17 protein-coding genes and 1 tRNA gene are annotated in these 17017 nt (G+C 61.5%); 6 read left to right on the plus strand and 12 right to left on the minus strand.

Translation table 11 applies throughout. The features are described 5' to 3' along the window. Window positions 1-290: 290 nt before the first annotated feature. On the plus strand, window positions 291-818 hold the full coding sequence (locus HB375_RS05725) for a cupin domain-containing protein (RefSeq protein ID WP_167672018.1): 528 nt from the start codon (window positions 291-293) through the stop codon (window positions 816-818). 265 nt (window positions 819-1083) lie between these two features. Here the strand turns inward: HB375_RS05725 and HB375_RS05730 are convergent, their stop codons facing one another. Further along, entirely contained in the window at window positions 1084-2688 is a 1605-nt protein-coding gene (locus HB375_RS05730) for a calcium-binding protein (protein ID WP_167672019.1), read from the minus strand. Window positions 2689-2833: 145 nt separating this feature from the next. Between HB375_RS05730 and HB375_RS05735 the strand changes: the two genes are divergently transcribed. Next, window positions 2834-3328, plus strand: coding sequence for a cupin domain-containing protein (locus tag HB375_RS05735; RefSeq protein ID WP_167672020.1), 495 nt, complete (start codon window positions 2834-2836; stop codon window positions 3326-3328). 8 nt (window positions 3329-3336) lie between these two features. Here the strand turns inward: HB375_RS05735 and HB375_RS05740 are convergent, their stop codons facing one another. The 8 genes from HB375_RS05740 to rpmH form a co-directional block, all read right to left on the minus strand. Beyond that, window positions 3337-4059 (minus strand): pyrimidine 5'-nucleotidase, encoded by a 723-nt coding sequence (locus HB375_RS05740; RefSeq protein ID WP_167672021.1) that lies wholly within the window; start codon window positions 4057-4059, stop codon window positions 3337-3339. A gap of 76 nt (window positions 4060-4135) precedes the next feature. Beyond that, window positions 4136-5047, minus strand: a complete 912-nt coding sequence (gene argB / locus HB375_RS05745; RefSeq protein WP_167672022.1) for an acetylglutamate kinase — start codon at window positions 5045-5047, stop codon at window positions 4136-4138. Between the two features lie 73 nt (window positions 5048-5120). Further along, a complete protein-coding gene (locus HB375_RS05750) occupies window positions 5121-5489 on the minus strand; it encodes a DUF423 domain-containing protein (RefSeq protein ID WP_167672023.1) in 369 nt (122 codons plus the stop codon). After that, window positions 5489-6142: a ribosome biogenesis GTP-binding protein YihA/YsxC gene (gene yihA, locus HB375_RS05755; protein ID WP_167672024.1), complete on the minus strand. Its 654-nt coding sequence runs from the start codon at window positions 6140-6142 to the stop codon at window positions 5489-5491. The genes HB375_RS05750 and yihA overlap by 1 nt, the downstream gene beginning before the upstream one ends. 56 nt (window positions 6143-6198) lie before the next feature. Continuing rightward, complete coding sequence (locus tag HB375_RS05760; RefSeq protein ID WP_167672025.1) at window positions 6199-7701, minus strand: CHAD domain-containing protein; 1503 nt, start codon at window positions 7699-7701, stop codon at window positions 6199-6201. Window positions 7702-7899: 198 nt separating this feature from the next. Further along, window positions 7900-9744, minus strand: coding sequence for a membrane protein insertase YidC (gene yidC / locus HB375_RS05765; protein ID WP_167672026.1), 1845 nt, complete (start codon window positions 9742-9744; stop codon window positions 7900-7902). Then, complete coding sequence (rnpA, locus tag HB375_RS05770) at window positions 9737-10165, minus strand: ribonuclease P protein component (RefSeq protein ID WP_167672027.1); 429 nt, start codon at window positions 10163-10165, stop codon at window positions 9737-9739. Before rnpA ends, yidC begins: the two co-directional genes overlap by 8 nt. Before the next feature lie 20 nt (window positions 10166-10185). Next, window positions 10186-10320 (minus strand): 50S ribosomal protein L34, encoded by a 135-nt coding sequence (rpmH, locus tag HB375_RS05775; RefSeq protein ID WP_027314822.1) that lies wholly within the window; start codon window positions 10318-10320, stop codon window positions 10186-10188. Window positions 10321-10664: 344 nt separating this feature from the next. Between rpmH and HB375_RS05780 the strand changes: the two genes are divergently transcribed. The 3 genes from HB375_RS05780 to HB375_RS05790 all read left to right on the plus strand — a co-directional run bounded on the left by HB375_RS05780 (window position 10665) and on the right by HB375_RS05790 (window position 13746). Then, window positions 10665-12107 carry a dihydrolipoyl dehydrogenase family protein gene (locus tag HB375_RS05780; RefSeq protein ID WP_343232357.1) on the plus strand — a complete coding sequence of 481 codons (1443 nt, stop codon included), beginning with the start codon at window positions 10665-10667 and terminating at the stop codon, window positions 12105-12107. Window positions 12108-12114: 7 nt separating this feature from the next. Beyond that, entirely contained in the window at window positions 12115-13575 is a 1461-nt protein-coding gene (locus tag HB375_RS05785; protein ID WP_167672029.1) for a sensor histidine kinase, read from the plus strand. A gap of 94 nt (window positions 13576-13669) precedes the next feature. Next, window positions 13670-13746: transfer RNA gene (locus HB375_RS05790), tRNA-Arg, on the plus strand. A 208-nt stretch (window positions 13747-13954) separates the two neighbouring features. On the opposite strand, the gene HB375_RS05795 is transcribed toward HB375_RS05790, so the two are convergent. The 3 genes from HB375_RS05795 to HB375_RS05805 form a co-directional block, all read right to left on the minus strand. Beyond that, complete coding sequence (locus tag HB375_RS05795; RefSeq protein WP_167672030.1) at window positions 13955-14173, minus strand: DUF4287 domain-containing protein; 219 nt, start codon at window positions 14171-14173, stop codon at window positions 13955-13957. A gap of 41 nt (window positions 14174-14214) precedes the next feature. Continuing rightward, the gene (locus HB375_RS05800; protein ID WP_167672031.1) at window positions 14215-14622 is read right to left on the minus strand and encodes a DoxX family protein; all 408 of its coding nucleotides are present in this window, start codon (window positions 14620-14622) and stop codon (window positions 14215-14217) included. Between the two features lie 268 nt (window positions 14623-14890). Beyond that, window positions 14891-15679 (minus strand): class I SAM-dependent methyltransferase, encoded by a 789-nt coding sequence (locus HB375_RS05805; protein WP_167672032.1) that lies wholly within the window; start codon window positions 15677-15679, stop codon window positions 14891-14893. Between the two features lie 198 nt (window positions 15680-15877). Between HB375_RS05805 and HB375_RS05810 the strand changes: the two genes are divergently transcribed. Beyond that, window positions 15878-17017, plus strand: a complete 1140-nt coding sequence (locus tag HB375_RS05810; protein ID WP_205800077.1) for an ABC transporter substrate-binding protein — start codon at window positions 15878-15880, stop codon at window positions 17015-17017.

A 17017-nucleotide genomic window follows, 5' to 3' on the forward strand; every position in this document is an offset into this window, starting at 1 on the left:
CGCCACGCGAACGCTGGCGCTTGCATGTTGGCGACACCGCAAATCGGAAGGATTGGCGCTACGGGCCACGGATCAGAAACTGAACCGGATAGCGGAGAGCAAGATCAATACGAAAGCTGATTGATCGGCGCGCTCGCTTAAGTTGCAAGGCGGTCTCAATCAGGAGGCCGCCTTTGTTTTCGCCTTATGCGGCCTGCTTCACAGGCAGTGTAGGTTACAAGATTTCCGTTGCAGAAAAATCTTCATAGTAGGATGTAGGGGTAAGACGCTGCGCTAGGGACGAAAACACCGTGTTAAATCGCAAACAGCCTACCAGGCCTCAAACGGCTATCCGGCAGGCTCAGGAAGGGGACAAGATCAGCCTTGGTGCAGAGGAACTGCGATACGTCTTCACAAGTCAGGAGACGAACGGGGCCTTCGATCTTATCGAGCGGGTTGTTTCGCCAAACTTCGAATCCCCTCCCGTCGCGAATGGCCACACGAAGGAAGATTTTCTCTACTATCTTCTTGAAGGGCGCCTTATCTTTCGGCTCGATTCAGAAGAAGTCGAACTCAAGACCGGTGCATCCTTGTTCGTTCCTCGCGGAGTCTTCTTCCGCTGGTGGAATCCTGATCCCATAGCTGCCCGTGTCCTTGCCCTCTACACTCCCGGCGGATTTGGAGAGTATTTTCGCGAAGTTATCAGTCATGCAGCAAAAAGGACGGACAAGGTGCACGACTATGGCGCTACTCTCACCGCTGTAATGGCTCTTCATGCCAAATACGGCATGAAGGAAGAGTCCAAGTGGCGGGATCGCCTCAGGAATGATCCGGCCTAGTTGCCAAGCTCGACGCCCATTTCCGGCAGGCGCAGGAGGATGTCGGGCAGATCAAGATTTCAACCGGCAAGGTCGTGACGCGCGGCCAGAAGATCGGGGCGCTGGAATTCGAAGACAGCAGCGCGCATGGGCAGGCGGATTTGTTGCGGCTGCAGGGACGTAATCGGCGCGCGGTGGAGTAGGGAGCAGAAACGCTCCCTCACATAAAAACGGCGGCCTCGAAGGCCGCCGTTCAGTCGCACCGCGAGCGCCACAACGCCGCGCGTCAGATGACGTAAAAGTCGGCGTAGGTCATCTTGAGTTTCTTCGGCAACACTGCCAGGGCGATCGCTTTTGCGGAGCCGGTGCCGTCGGGATCGTAATAGAGAATGCCCTTTTTGTTGTCGTAGATGATACGATCATCCTCATCGTGCGCTTTCGGGCCGATCCAAAACATTTTCTTATGCAGTTTGACCGGTCTGTCCGGCGCGCCCTTGCCGAGCGCGGGCATGTATTTGTTGTCGAGCCAGATCGTGTCGTCCTTGACGTTGAAATCGACGATCACGTCGCGATTGGTCTTGGCGTTCGGCTTGGTGTCGAATACGAACGTGTCCTTGCCCTTGCCGCCGACAAGAGTGTCGTTACCCAAGCCGCCATAGAGTTTGTTGCTGCCGTCGTTGCCCACAATCTTGTTCTTGAGAGTGTTGCCGGTCAGCGAAAGGAGCGCCTTTCCGGCAACGGCCATGAGATCTTCCAGGTTGGCGCCCAGGCGGTAGTCGATGGAGGTGACGACGAGATCGGTGCCGCTGCTGGACGCCTCAACAACGACGTCGCGGACGTTGTCGACCACATAAGTGTCGTTGCCCTTGCCGCCTTCCATCCGGTCGGCGCCGAGGCCGCCATCCAGGTAATCGCCGCCCCCTCCGCCGATCAAGATATTGTTTCCGCTATTGCCGACGATGACGTTGCTCAGGTCGTTGCCGACGCCCTTGAAATTTCGCGAGCCTTGGAGGATGAGGGCCTCAAGATTGGCGGCGAGCGTCCAGTCGGATAGGGCAAAGACTGTGTCGTACCCCTCGTTTGCGGCCTCGATGATTGTGTCCAGGGCATCGACAAAATAGACATCGTCGCCCAGCCCGCCGACGAGCGTGTCGGCGCCAGCGCCGCCGTCGAGCGTGTCGTTGCCTTTTCCGCCTTCCAGGCGGTTTTTACCGCCATTACCGTGCAGTTCATTGTTGGCGTCGTTTCCGAAGCCGTCGATGCCGTCGATGCCGAAGAGAACGAGATTCTCGAAGCTGGTTTTCAGGGTATAGCTGATCGAAGCGATGACCGTGTCGATCCCTTCATTGGGTTCCTCGACCAGCTCAACCCACGCTTCGTCGACACGATACACGTCGTTGCCGCGCCCGCCGACGAGCGTGTCGTGCCCCCCACCGCCGTCCAGCGTGTCATTCCCGTCTCCGCCGAAGAGGCGATTGTTGCCCCCTTTGCCGGTGAGGACGTTGTTGGCGTCGTTGCCGGTGCCGTCGATGTCTGCGGCGCCTGACAGGATCAGATTCTCGAAAGTCGGCAGAAGCGTGTAGCTGAAGTTAGCTTCGACGGTATCGATGCCCTCGCCGGGGTTTTCGATGAGGAGATCGTCCTTGTCGATCACGTAGTAATCGTCGCCGAGTCCTCCGATGAGGGTGTCCGCCCCTCCGCCACCGCGCAGAAAGTCGACGCCTTCGCCTCCCTCGAGACTGTTGGCAAATCCGTCGCCGATGATGGTGTTGCTCAGGCGATTGCCACGAACATGGCGAGCTTCGGTCAGATTGAGCGACCCGAGATCAAATGTAATCTCGTCGGCCAGTATGTAGGTTCTGGTATCGGGATCGTAGGTGAAGGTGGCCATCGAAACCTCTGAATAAAAGCTTCCGTTTCGTAACCGAAAGGCGACGCATGAGCAACGATATTTCGTATGCAAGAGCGCCTTCCCGCAAATCGGCTCGACAGATGAAATAACGTGACGTATAGGGAGTCTCACTGAGGTGCCCCCCATGACCGCTGCGATTTTGAAAGCTCTTGCCCGTCAAAATGGAGAGGGTGAACGCATCAAGATGGGTGCGGAGGAAATGCGTTTCGTGCTGACGAGCGCCGAGACCGGCGGACGATTCGACCTGATCGAGCGCTGGGTTTCTCCGAACTTCAAGTCTCCGCCGCTGCCGCACACGCATACGCGCGAGGATTGGGCCGGCTATCTCATGGAGGGGCGGCTTGTCTTCCAGCTCGATGGCAAAGTCACGGAGTTGACCGCGGGCGGATCGCTCTTCGTGCCGCGCGGCGTTTATTTCCGCTGGTGGAATCCTGAAGTTACGTCCGCGCGCGTTCTCTTTGTCTACACGCCCGGCGGCTTCGGCACGTTCTTCAAGGAAGTCTTCGAACTCTCCGCGCGGAAGGCCGACCAAGTCCACGACTACGACAAGACGCTCGCCGGCATCATGAAGCTGCACGACAAGTACGGCATGATCCGGCAGGAGCCGAAGGCCGAGTAGAATCGCCGTTACGGCTTCAGGCAGGATTGCAGGAAGACCGCCAGATCGTCGGTGATGTAATCGATATGGGGCGTCTTTGACGCTTCCTGCTCGAAAGCCTCGCGGAAGGGATCGAAGGTTTTCGGCACAACGAGCGTCGTTGTCATGCCAAGCTCGCGCGGAACGACGAGGTTTTTCGCGAGATCCTCGAACATCGCGGACCGGGCCGGATCGACGTCGTGCCTTTCGAGGAAGATCTCATAGGCCCGCTTCTCGGGCTTCGGCACGAAATTGGCGTCCGCAATGTCGAACACGTCGTCGAAGTGATCGAAGATACCGAGCTTTGTCGCGACGTTCCGAGCGTGCTTGCGCGATCCGTTGGTGAGGATCAGCTTGCGACCGGGAAGGCGCTCGATAGCGGTGCCGAGGTCGCTGTTCAGTTCCAAGTCGGTGTGATCGATGTCGTGCGCGAAATCGAGGAACTGGTGCGGATCGATGCCGTGTTCTTCGATCAGTGCCCGCAGGGTCGTGCCGTATTTGTGGTAGAAATACTTTTGAAGCGCCTTGGCGGACATGCCGTCGAGGCCGAACAGGTCCGCGACGTAAAGCGTGATCCGCGCGTCGATCTGGGGCCAGATCCGCGAGCTGTGCGGATAGAGCGTATTGTCGAGGTCGAAAACCCAGGTGTCCACATGCGCGAAGCTTCGGTGTTCGGCGACCGGGGCAATTGAGGCGGGTTTGTCGGCTTTCATTTCATTCACAGACGAGAATGGGGCCGGACGGCCCCATTGAGTTGAATATAAGAAGGGTCGGGTGGCCAGAAAAGAGCTACCCTCGACGGATCATCGTTCCGGCGCCGTGATCGGTGAACAATTCCAGCAGCACCGCGTGAGGCACCTTGCCGTCCAGGATCACGACCGCTTCCACGCCGCGTTCCAGCGCGTAGATGCAGGTCTCGATCTTCGGAATCATCCCGTCCGTGATCGTGCCGTCCGCGATGAGACGGCGGCAATCGTCGATGGTCATGTCGGGGATCAGGTTTTTGTTCTTGTCGAGCACGCCCGGAACGTCGGTGAGGAGCAGAAGGCGCTTGGCGTTCATCGCGCCGGCGATGGCGCCCGCGAAGGTATCCGCGTTCACGTTGTAGGTGTGACCGTCCTTGCCGATGGCGACGGGGGCGAGAACCGGGATCAACTCGGCGCTGAGCACCTGGTCGAGAACGGCGCGGTTCACCTGCTCCGGTTCACCGACGAAGCCGAGATCCACGACCTTCTCGATGTTGGAATCCGGATCGACCGTGGTGCGGGTCACCTTACGGGCGGTGACCATGTTGCCGTCCTTGCCGCACAGGCCGACCGCCTTGCCGCCCTCGGCCCCGATCCAGCCGACGATCTGCTTGTTGATGGAGCCCGCGAGCACCATCTCGACGACCTCGACCGTGGCCGCATCGGTCACGCGCAGGCCGCCCTTGAATTCCGACTTGATGCCGAGCTTGTCTAGCATCTTGCCGATCTGCGGCCCGCCGCCATGCACCACGATGGGCTTGATGCCCGATTGCTCGAGCAGAACCACGTCCTCGGCGAAGTCCTCAGCTGCCGCGCGGTCGCCCATGGCATGGCCGCCGTATTTGACGACCACAACCTGCTGGTCATAGCGCTGCATGTGGGGCAGGGCCTGGACCAGCACCTCGGCGCGCACATGCACGTTGGGGAGCTGATCGGACGCAGGATTATCGGACATGGAGGGCTCCGGCTCGGATGACTTGAGACGGCGAGCCTTCTAGCCCAGCTACGCCGTCATGAAAACAGGGAGTTCAGCCGCGGCGGCCGAGGAGGCCGGAGACGCCCGTCAAAGCCCAGCCGAGTATGAGAAGAATGCCGCCGGTCGGGGCCGCCATGGGCGCCAGTGCCTCGCCTGCCAGCGCTCGCCGAGCGAGGTCCCCCGAGAAGAGCACAAGGCCGATGACGAGGAGGTACCCGGCCAGCCGGGCAAGCTTGGCATTGACGGCCCCGCTCGCGATGAGGGCGACGAGCGCCAGCAGGGCAGGGGCGTGAAACAGGAGGAACTGCGCCGCCGTCGACAGGCTGCCGCCGGTGACGTGGGCGGCCGCCGCCGACAGGGCGACGCCGGCAAGGCCGGCCAGGGCCGCGAGCGCGATGAGAACCCGGTCGGGCAAGCTCATCACGCCCCCCTCTCATGCAGGAGCCTTGCGATGTTCGCCCGCAATTCAGGGATGCCATCGCCGGAACGGCTCGAGGTCGGCATGATCTCGGGGAAGGCCGCGGGGCGCTTGGCGATCTTTTGGGCCGTGTCCGCGATGCATTTCTCGATCTCGCCCTTCTTCAGCTCGTCCGCCTTCGTCAGGACGATCTGGTAGGAGACGGCGGCTGTATCGAGCCCGTCGAGCACGGCGGCATCTACCGGCTTGATGCCGTGGCGGGAGTCGATGAGCACATAGACACGCGCCAGGCTGGCCCGGCCGCGTAGGTAGTCGTGGATCAGCTTGGTCCAGGCTTGGACCTTTTCCTTCTCGACGGCGGCATAGCCGTAACCTGGCATGTCCACCAAGTGGAAATGCCCGCCGATGTCGAAGAAATTGAGCTGCTGCGTCCGCCCCGGCGTGTGGGATGTACGAGCCAGAGTATTGCGCCCGGTGAGCGCATTCACGAGGCTCGACTTGCCCACATTCGAGCGCCCGGCAAAGGCGATCTCGACCTTGCTCTGGGGCGGCAGGTTTTTGAGGGAATTCGCGGCCCACATGAAATCGGCCTCGCCCGCAAAGATCTTGCGGCCGGTTTCAAGGAAGTGGTCGGTGTCAGGTGCCATCTCGGTCATGAGCCCCTTATCGGCGCTCGCAAGCCGTTGTTCAAGGCACCTTATCTTGAAGAGGCCTAGCCCCAGAAGGGCTCGACCTTGAGAAGCTTGCCGCAGGCGGCCTCGGCTTCGCGGTGGAGCTTTTTGAGCCGCTGCCCCGAGCGGGCGGGCTTCTCCTCACCGTGGGAGAGCGCCAGGGCCTCCCCGACCACGATGTCGTTCATCTCGCCCAGGACGTCCTGCAGCTTGCGCAGAAAGCCGAGCAGCGACCGGCGGCGTTTCTTTTCCGGGCTACCGGGAAACAGGGTGGAGAAAAATTCCGCCCCATAGCGCATCTTCTTGATGCGCATGCGCAGGCGGTGACGCTCGTCGAAGTCCAGCTCCGCGATGCGCTTCGCGCTTTTGCGAATGCGCTTCCAATGCCGTGTCAGCTCCGTCGCGGCCAGTTCTTCCACGGCCAGCGCGCGGGCGGTGCTGATCGCGCCTTTGTTGCGGGTCAGCCACTTACCGGACTCGATCCAGGCGGCAGTGTGGAGGATCGCGTCGGTGAAGCGTGGCTTTTCGAGGGTCTGCAAGAGAACCTGGTAGGCGTCGGAGCGTCGCCGCTCGGCTTCTTTCATCCACTCATCGTTGGGCTTTTCAGGTGTTGTTTTGCGCAGGTCGCCGATGAAGACATCGAGATCGCGGACAGCGCCAAGCTGCTTTCCCACCCAGCGAAGATCGGACTTGATGGACCGGCTCTCGCGGCTATTGAGCATCTCTTTGAAGAGAATGTTCGCAGCATTGAGGCGCCGCAATCCGACGCGCATCTGATGCAGTATTTCCGGGTCCTGATCCCGCCGCAGCGTGGCCTCGTTGCGCACCACTTGAGCCAGGCAGGATCGCGCGATGATCCGAAATGCGTCCGCGCTGGACGTGCCGCGCGGCAGGTCGATGTCCGTGGCGGAGACCGGCTGAATTGCGCGCCTGTCGAGAAGCGCATAGGCGCGTTCGGATTTCGTGACCGGCGTCAGCCGCAGAGGCGCGGCCTCGGTGAGATCGCGCGCGACCGCAAAAAGATTGGCGGCATCGCCGCTCTTCAGTTCCAGCTCCAATTCGCAGAAACGCGAGGAGGACTGGCCCGCAGAAACCTTCACTGTGTCGAGGGCGAGTTCGATGACCGTTCCGTTCCGCTCGACCTCATAGGCCTTCCGGTCGGTATCCACGATGAAGACGGGGTGGATGTTTGCGGCTTGAGATTCGTCGGAGACAAACGGGGCGAGTGGTGTTCCCGCCGCTGCCGCCATGTCGAGTTCGCCATTGACGATGCACTGCCATTCGGAGCGATCGAGCGCGAGAGAGCGGTGCTTGCGCTCGGCCTTGATGGTTTGCGTGTATTGACCGTTCTCGCGGCGGACGCGCACGGAGAGCCCTGCGCGGCGCAGGGCGAAATCGTCTGTATCGTAATAGACCGCATGAAGCGCTCCGCCCCGCGCGGGCAGGGGAAAGGCGTGCGCGAAGACAGGGTGGCCGAGAAGCGAGGCAATCTTGTCGGAGTCGAGCTCGAGTTTCAGCTCGACCTCACGCGATTTGCCTGCCACGGGCGCAGCCGCGAGCTTCCTCTTTTTGGGTCGAGCGGGGCTCATGCAAAGGAACGTCGGATGATCGCTGTAAGGAATCATATGGGGCGCAAGCCCGATGGCTCAATGCGGCTCATCGCGCCTCTGCGTGTGTCGGCAGCGCTGGCAAAAAAAATCCCCGGGCTGTCCCGGGGATCTTTCTGTGGCCCTTCAGGTCCGTCAGCCCTTGGCGGGGCTCTTCCGGGAGAAGGTGTTGCGCAGGTTGTCCCAGAGTTCGATCTTCACGCCATTGCGCTTCATGATGAACCCCTGCTGGGTCACGGAGAGCAGGTTGTTCCAGGCCCAGTAGATCACCAGACCGGCGGGGAACGAGCCGAGCATAAAGGTGAAGATCACCGGCATCCAGGCGAAGACCTGCTTCTGCACCGGGTCCGGCGGCTCCGGGTTCATCTTCATTTGCAGCCACATGGTGACGCCCATGATGAGCGGCCAGGCGCCGAGCATCAGGAAGTGGCCGATCATCGGCACCGCGCCCGGATCGTAGGGGATCAGGCCGAAGAGGTTGAAGACGGAGGTTGGGTCCGGCGCAGCAAGGTCGCGGATCCAGCCGAAGAACGGCGCATGGCGCATTTCGATGGTGACGAACAGCACCTTGTAGAGCGCGAAGAAGACCGGGATCTGGATCAGCACCGGCCAGCAGCCGGCCACCGGATTGATCTTCTCCTTCTTGTAAAGCTCCATCAGCGCCTGCTGCTGCTTCATCTTGTCGTCCGCATAGCGCTCGCGGATCGCGGTCATTTCCGGCTGCACCGCCTTCATCTTGGCCATGGAGGCGTAAGACTTGTTGGCGAGCGGGAAGAAGATGGCCTTCAGGATGACCGTCACGAGCAGGATCGCGACGCCGAAGTTGCCGAACAACCGGTAGAAGTAGTCCAGCACCTGGAAGAGCCGCTTGGTGATGAAATAGAAGTAGCCCCAGTCGATCAGGCGATCGAAGTTCTTGATGCCGAGGGAGTCGTGATAGCCGTCGACGACGGCCACTTCCTTCGCACCGGCGAAGAGGCGTTGCGTCACTTCCGCGGTGCCGCCCGGCTGCAGCGTCAGGTTGCTGCCCAGCATGTTTGCCTGATAGACGCGGTTGTTGCTCGCATCGCGGGCCGTGAACGAGCCCTGGAAGGGCTGCGCCTGATCAGGGATGACGGCGGCGGCCCAATACTTGTCCGTGATGCCGACGAAGCCGCCGGTCACGCCGTCCCACATCTTGCCGACCGCGTTCTGGCCGGGCAGGGCGCTTTCCTTGTCGAGATTGGTGTAGGTGACCTCCTGCAGGCCCTTGTCGCCGAGGACGCCGATCATGCCTTCATGCAGCACGTAATAGCCGAGGGTGGTCGGCTTTCCGTGGCGGGAGACGAGGCCGTAGGAATTCAGGGTAACGGGGCTTGCGCCCTTGTTCTCGACCGAATTCTTCACCGTGAACATGAAGTTGTCGTCCACGCTGATCTGGCGGCGGAAGATCAGGCCCTGGCCGTTGTCCCAGCTCAAGGTAACGGGGGTCGAGGGGGTCAGCGTGGTCTTGTCCGCCGTCCACACCGTGTCGGCGGTCGGCAGGGCGATGCCCGCCTGCGTACCGACCCAGCCGAAATCGGCGTAATAGGGGTGCGGGCTGCCGGAGGGAGAGAAGAGGACGATGTTTGGGCTCTTGGGATCGACCGTCTCGCGGTAGTGCTTCAGCGAAACGTCGTCGATGCGGCCGCCGCGCAGGTTCAGCGAACCGGCGATCGAGGGGGTGTCGATGGCGACGCGCGGCGAGCGGGCGAGGGCCGCCTCGCGGGTTTCGACGACCGCAGGAGCGGAAGCGTTGGGAACCGTGCCTGGCGCGGCGGGCGTCGGCGCCTGCCCGGCGGTCGGGGCATTCGGGGTCACCTGCGTGGTCTGCTGGGCCGCTTGCTGCGCGGCCTGCCGCTGTTTCTCCGCCTGCGGCGTGGCGTAGAAATATTGCCAGCCGAGCAGAATCGCCACTGACAGCGCGATGGCGACGATGAGGTTTTTGCTATCTTCACGCATGAGTATGTCCGCGACGCTCGCCGTTGGGGTGAGGTGGGGAGGAAGGACAATCGGAAGGCTTGTTGCTCTTGGGTTTGGTCACAGTCCGAAGAGCGCGCCTAAGATCGTCGATGAGCAGGTTATAGTCAGCCGTCAGGATGTCGCGCCGTCCAATAATCACGACGTCCACATTCACGGCCGCATAGTCTGTGCCTGCCTCCTGGCAGACGCTCCGGAGACGGCGCTTGATGCGGTTGCGCTCCGTGGCATGTCCGACGCGCTTCGTGACCGTGAGGCCGAAGCGCAGGCCGAGGCCCAGATCGTCCCGCGGACGGCCCTGGACCGTCATCCGCTCCGTATGAAAGCGGCGGCCGGAGGCCGCCGCAACGAAGTCAGGTCGTTTCGTCAGGCGCCCGATCAAGCGTGCGCGAGGCGCGCGCATCGGGCTTGCCTTAACGCTGCTTACGCCGAAAGGCGCTTGCGGCCATGGGCGCGGCGAGCGGCAATGACCTTGCGGCCGCCCTTGGTCGCCATGCGCGCACGGAAGCCATGGCGGCGCTTGCGAACCAGCTTGCTCGGTTGATACGTCCTCTTCACGGCTCATCTCCGGTCGAATGGGGCAGCGGTGCCCGAAGGCTCGCGCCCGTCTGAATACTTGGGGTTGCCCCCGAAACTGTCTCTAAAAAACGATCAGCGCCCGAGAAGAGCGCTGTCAGCTTGCGGGCTTATGACGGAAGGATGAGCCAAAGTCAACGCACCCGGCGCCCCCAAGCCCCGCAAAAAGCGCCTTTACCCCGGGTGCCTCGTCGGCGGCCAAGACCGTTCTTACTTGAAGAGGGGCGCTGCCGCCATCCCTACCGGAATTTGCCTGAGGTCCCACCGATTATAGGAACTTTGGCTCCCCGGCCGGGATTGGTCGAATGGGCGTCGAGGGAAGGCGTGTGACGGGACCGATCGAGACCGAGGTTTTAACCCCGGACCTCTGCATCATCGGAGCAGGGGCGGCGGGACTGTCCGTGGCCGCCACGGCGGTGTGGCTCCTCGGGGGCTCGGTCGTTCTCGTCAATAAGGAGCCGATGGGGGAGGTCAGCCTGAAGTCCGGCTGCGTCCCCTCGCAGGTCCTCATCGCCGCAGCCAAGCGGATGCATGAAGCCCGAGCGGCCAGGGCGTTCTCCAGCGAATCGACGGATGATGATCCAGCCGTAGATCTACCTCGCCTCAGGCAGCACGCGATGGACGTTCTCGCCACCCTCGCGCCCATGAACGCGACGGCCCGCTATACCGCCATGGGCGTCGAGGTCATCCGAGCCGAGGCCCGGTTTCTGGATGCCTCCACGGTCCTTGCCGGAAAGAAGACCATCAAGGCGCGTCGTTTCGTTCTCGCTACCGGGTCGCGGCCTGTCGTTCCGGATCTTCCGGGACTGGAGAACGTCGCCTGCCTCACCGACGAATCCCTCTTCGATCTCGCGGACAGGCCCGACCATCTCGTCGTGGTCGGCGGCAGTGCGAGCGGGGCGGAACTCGCGCAGGCCTATCGCCGCCTCGGCGTTCCGGTCACGCTCATCGAAGCGGGAGCGCGAATCCTTCGCCATGAGGACCCCGAGCAAGCGGCGGTGATCGAGCGCGCCCTGCGCCGTGAGGGCGTTTGTCTCAAGACCAGTGCAGCTATTGAAAGAATCGAGCCGCAGCCGACCGGCGGCCTCGTCGTCCACCTCGACGGCGGCAGCACGATTGCGGGCAGTCACCTTTTGGCTGCGACCGGTCGCCGGACGCGGACGGAAGGGCTGGGGCTGGAGATGGCGGGAATCGAGACTGACTGGTCGGGAATTCTGGTCAATCGGGGCTTCAGGACGACGAATCCCCTCGTCTACGCGATCGGGAGCTGTGCCAGTGGGCCTGTTGCCCATTCGGTGCAATACGAGGCGGGGCTGGTGATCCGCAATGCCCTGTTCAGAATGCCCGGCTGGCTCGGCCGGACACCCGTTCCCCGCGTTGTCAGGACCGACCCAGAACTGGCTGCGATCGGCCTGACCGAGACGGAGGCGCGGGCGAAATATCGCTCCATCCGCATCCTGCGCTGGCCGCTCTCCGCCATCGACCGGGCGCAGATCGAGGGGGCGACTGCGGGCCACGTGAAGGCTATTTTGACGCGTCGGGGGCGGGTTCTCGGCTGCTCCATCACGGCCCCCCACGCGGGCGAACTCATTATGCCGTGGGCTCTGGCCATGGTGCGGCAATTACCGGTTTCCGATCTCGCCCGTCTCGTCTACCCCTATCCGACTTTTTCGGAGGCCTCGAAGGGTGCAGCGATGGAATTTCGGAAGCGCTCCGCCCCAAATCCCTGGCTCAAGCGGCTGATCGGCTTGGTTCGCCGATGGGGATAGGGCAGGCATGAGTGTGACGCAGCCGCAACCGGCTCAAGGGCGTTGGGGGCATTTCGGGCTCTCGGCGCGCCTGCTCCTTTTGACGGTCCTGTTCGTCATGATCGCGGAAGTGCTGATCTATGTGCCGTCCATTGCCGATTTCAGGCGGACTTGGCTGAGCGACCGGCTCGCCGCCGCGCGGGTCGCCGCGCTCGTTCTCGACGCCGCGCCGGAAGAAAGGCTCTCCGAAGAGCTGGAAATGCGCCTCCTCAACGGGGTCGGCGCCAAGGCCATCGCCCTTCGGGCTGGCGGCAAGCGAAGCCTGCTCGCCACCGGCGACATGCCGCCCGAGGTCGGAAAGACCGTCGACCTGCGCTATGCCAGCCGGATCGATCTGGTGAGGGATGCGTTCGAGACCCTGCTCTTTCCCTCCGACAAGCCGATGCGGGTCGTCGGTTGGGGCATGGGCGTGGATTTCGTGGAGCTGATTCTCGACGAGCGGCCGTTGCGGGCTGCGATGCTGATCTTTTCCCGCAACATCCTGCTCCTCTCGCTCTTCATCTCGGCCATGACGGCGGGGCTGGTCTATCTCGCGCTACAATGGGTGATCGTGCGGCCCGTGCGGCGATTGACGGGCAACATCACCGACTTTGCCGAGCAACCCGAGGATGCCGCGCGAGTCATCCAGCCTTCGAATCGCGCCGACGAGATCGGGCACGCCGAGCAGGCGCTCGCGCGGATGGAGCACACGCTCGCGGACGAGCTGCGCCAGAAGCGTCGGCTGGCGCAGCTGGGCCTCGCGGTCAGCAAGATCAATCACGAACTGCGCAACATTCTCACCACGGCGCATCTGCTCACCGACAGGCTGGACCGGGTCAACGATGCGACCGTTCAGCGCGTCGCGCCGCGCCTTGTCGCCACCCTCGATCGTGCCATCGCGTTTTGCGAATCGACCCTGGCCTACGGCCGGGCGACGGAGAGGCTGCCGCAACGCCAACTTATTCCGCTCAAGCCCCTCGTCGCTGATCTTGCCCACCTGACCGACCTCGCGCCCGAGGCCGGCATCGCGTTTAAAGCGCAGGTGCCCGACGATCTGATGGTCGATGCCGACCACGATCAGCTCTCCCGCGCGCTGGTGAATCTCGTCCGCAACGCCGTCCAGGCTCTGAGCCACGCGGGCGCGCCGGAGAAATGCCCCTCTATCGACATCACGGCGAAACGCGAGGGGAGGGAGGTTGTCATCCGGGTGCAGGATAACGGGCCGGGCGTGCCTGAGTGCCTCAAGGCCGATCTTTTCACGCCGTTCCAGAGTTCGGCCCGGGAGAATGGGACGGGCCTCGGCCTGACCATCGCGGCCGAACTCATCCAGCTTCACGGCGGCACGATCACCCTGGAAGACACGCCAACCGGCACCTGTTTCAAGCTCATCGTGCCGGATCGCCCAGGGGGGCGGGAGGGGAACGGAGAAGGGCGGGGGGCGCTTGTGTAAATCTTCTTCACAATGAGGCTTGCCAACCGCGCCGGAACCCTTTAAGTCACCCGCCTCGGCAGATGACGCCTCGCGCAAATCACCGCCGACGCAAGCGCCCGTAGCTCAGCTGGATAGAGCACCAGACTACGAATCTGGGGGTCAGAGGTTCGAATCCTTTCGGGCGCGCCATTTTCTGCCGTAGGCCAACTTGCCTACGCCAGTAGCCGCAACGACTATGCGAAGCGGCGCACCGATATCGTTCCCGTAGCAAGATAATCAGCGCGGCAGCCTGGGTGCCTTAGGCTGTGAAAGTCCGAATCGTTTCGGTAAGATCGAAGCCTTGCCGGATATGCATCGGCATCAATTCACGTCGCTCGCGATGGACGGGAATCGGTGATCATGAACGCTTTCCCTTGAGCAGCGCTACAATGGCCATGGCATGACCGTGACCCAGTTCAAATTCGGATTTTAGCCACGCGACGATATTCCCCGCCTTTACACCTGGCTTCAGGGAGCCGTTCTCGGCAAAGCCCTTCTGTTTTGCCAGCGCGATAAACTCCTCGGGCGTCTTGCCGGTCTTCGCCTGGATGTTGTCGAGATAGGCCTGGAATGACATTGCAGACTAGCCTTTCATTCGAATGATCGACGATGCCGACTTCATGCCGCGTCGGGCGTCGCGCGCCGCCAGGGAAAGATCGCCCTGACCTGCGGATCCCGCAGCCAGAGGCCACCCCACATGAATAGCCCGAGGTAGACGCTGAAGAGAATGTGGCTGAAGAGAGGATTCCCCACCCTGATCTGCGCCGCCATCGCGCCGCCGAGCAAGCCCATGGTCAACACCGCGCCCAGGATACTCGTACGTGGAATTAGATAAAGTACAACGCACGCCAGTTCGATAATGCCGATCATGAGCACATGATCGGCGGGCCAGCCAAGCCCGGTCATGGCCTCTGTCGCGACGCGCGCGCCAACCAGCTTTGGTGCGATTGAGGCCCCGAGCAAAAAGATCGCGAATATCCCGCTCATGATGCGCCCGATCAACACCATTGCCCGTTCACTTTTCATGATAACACGCCTCCCTGGATGGAGCAGTCCAGCCGCCCTTCAATTGGTGGTTCACGGGCGGTTCGGCTGCGTTCCGTACGTTTGCGCCAAGCGGAATGACTGTCCTGACATCAAGATAAGACTAAATACCTTGACGTCAACATAACTCAAAGGACATCATCGGGCCTGCTGGATCATGGCGAAGCACGGCGCGCGCACGGTCCAAGGAACCTATCGCGCTATCCTCTTCAGAAATTTGTGAAACTCATCTGCGCGGTCGATTGAGGTCTCAAGCAGGTTTCGACGCGACGACGGCGTAGCGGTGTTGCGTTTGGCGTTCGAGGGCTTTGAAGAACGGCAGATTGCGCGCCTGCTCGCGGTGGATGCGCGACAAGTTCTGATCGATCTGGATGTTCGCGAATCCGGCATCGCGTAACAGATCGGCGACGTCCCCGGCTTTTGCTCCATTCGAGAAGTGCACCTGCTTGAGAATACGCTCATGCGTCTCACGCATCGCATTCGGCGTATGCGGAGTCGCCACGCTGCGTCCCGTCAGCCGCTCGATCAGTTGAATCATACGCTTGACCAGCGTGTTCGAAATGAAGTCGCCGTCGATGATGAGCACTTTTCCGCCTGGCTTGAGCAATGAATGCCATTCGCGAAAGGCCGTACGCGGGTCGACGAGAGTCCAAACGAGGTGGCGTGTGACGATCACGTCGTAGCTGCCGGGTTGCTCCAGCGTTTGTTCCGCATCGCCGATGACGAAGCGGATATTTGCGCCGCGCGCTCTCGCTTTCGCCTTCGCGCGGCTCAGCATCGCCTCCGACCAATCGAGGCCGGTAACTTCGAAGTCGAGACCGTCGAGCAGGTGAGAGATGACGCCTGTGCCAGCAGCGAGATCGAGCGCACGGCGTCCGTCACCCTGTCCGAGATGGCGCAGAAAAAGTTCGCGCCAGGCCTGCCGTTCTTCTTCGGAAAAAATTTCGTGCCCCGCCTGCTCGTCGAAGGTCGCTGCGCGCGCGGACCAATAGTCGCGAATTTCGTCGCGGATCGTGTAGTTCGTCATACTGTCGCTCATCGGTCGAGTTTCCCGGATTTGGGCGATGCTTTACTCGTCGATGTGGGTTCGGTCAAACTATAACTATTCTAATATACAGTTTAGAAATCATATAAACTTCGCAAATGCTTCGTAGCCTATAGTAATTCTAAAACATAATTGTTGCGATGGGGGTATTTCAACTCTACGAGGAAGCTGTCTTACGAGTTGGAAACGATCATGAAGCTCCATCACTTCGCAGCCTACGCGGCTTTGTCGCTTTTGGCCCTGGTACCGTCGCTCTCACATGCAGCGGGCAGCACAATCACCGTCACCGATGTCATCGGCCGCAAGGTCGAGGTCAAAGCACCGGTCGAGCGCGTCATCCTTGGCGAGGGCCGTCAGATCTATTTCGTCGCGGCCCTCGACACCGACGCGCCGTTCAAGCGCGTCGTCGGATGGCGCGACGATTTCGAAAAGGCGGATCTCGACGGGTACAAGGACTATCTCGCGAAGTATCCGCACATTGCTAAGCTGCCGAGATTCGGCGGCTCGAAGGAAGGAACCTTCGATATCGAGCAGGCCATTTCGCTTGCTCCCGACGTCATGATTATGAATGTCGAGGCGAAGACCGCAACGGACGATTCCAAGCTGATCGAGAAACTCGCCAAGGTCGGCATTCCGGTGGTGTTCGTCGACTTCCGCGACAAGCCTTTCGAGAATACCGATCCGAGCATGCGGCTCATCGGCAAACTGTTCGGTAAGGAAGCGCGTGCGGAGGAATTCATCGCATTCCGCAACGAGCAGATCGACCTCGTCACCAAGCGACTGGCAGGCGCGAATCCGCCGAAGCCAGTGGTGATGATGGAGCGCGCAGCGGGTTATTCTGACGATTGCTGCATGTCGTTCGGCAACGAGAATTTCGGCAAGATGGTCGAGATCGCCGGCGGCATCAACATGGCGAACAAGATCATTCCGGGCACATTCGGCGTCGTGAATCCGGAGCAAATCATCGCGGCCAATCCCGATCAGGTTATCGTCACCGGATCGAACTGGGAGCTTTATGTTCCTGGCGGGGCGTGGGTCGGCGTCGGCGCAGGAGCGGATGGTGCAGAAGCCCGCCGCAGGCTTGCCGCTCTCATGAAGCGGCCGGCATTCACGGGCGTGAAGGCCGTCAAGACCAATCAGGTTCACGCCATCTGGCACCAGTTCTACAACAGCCCGTATCAGTTCGTCGCCATTCAGGCGATGGCCAAGTGGCTGCATCCCGATCTGTTCAAGGATCTCGATCCGCATCGCACCATGCGGACCCTGCACGAACGCTTCCTGCCGGTCGCCTACAAGCCCGGCTATTGGGTCTCACTCTCGGACAAAGAGTAA

The sequence above is a fragment of the Microvirga terricola genome (genome assembly GCF_011777495.1).
GTDB classification, from domain to species: Bacteria; Pseudomonadota; Alphaproteobacteria; order Rhizobiales; family Beijerinckiaceae; genus Microvirga; species Microvirga terricola.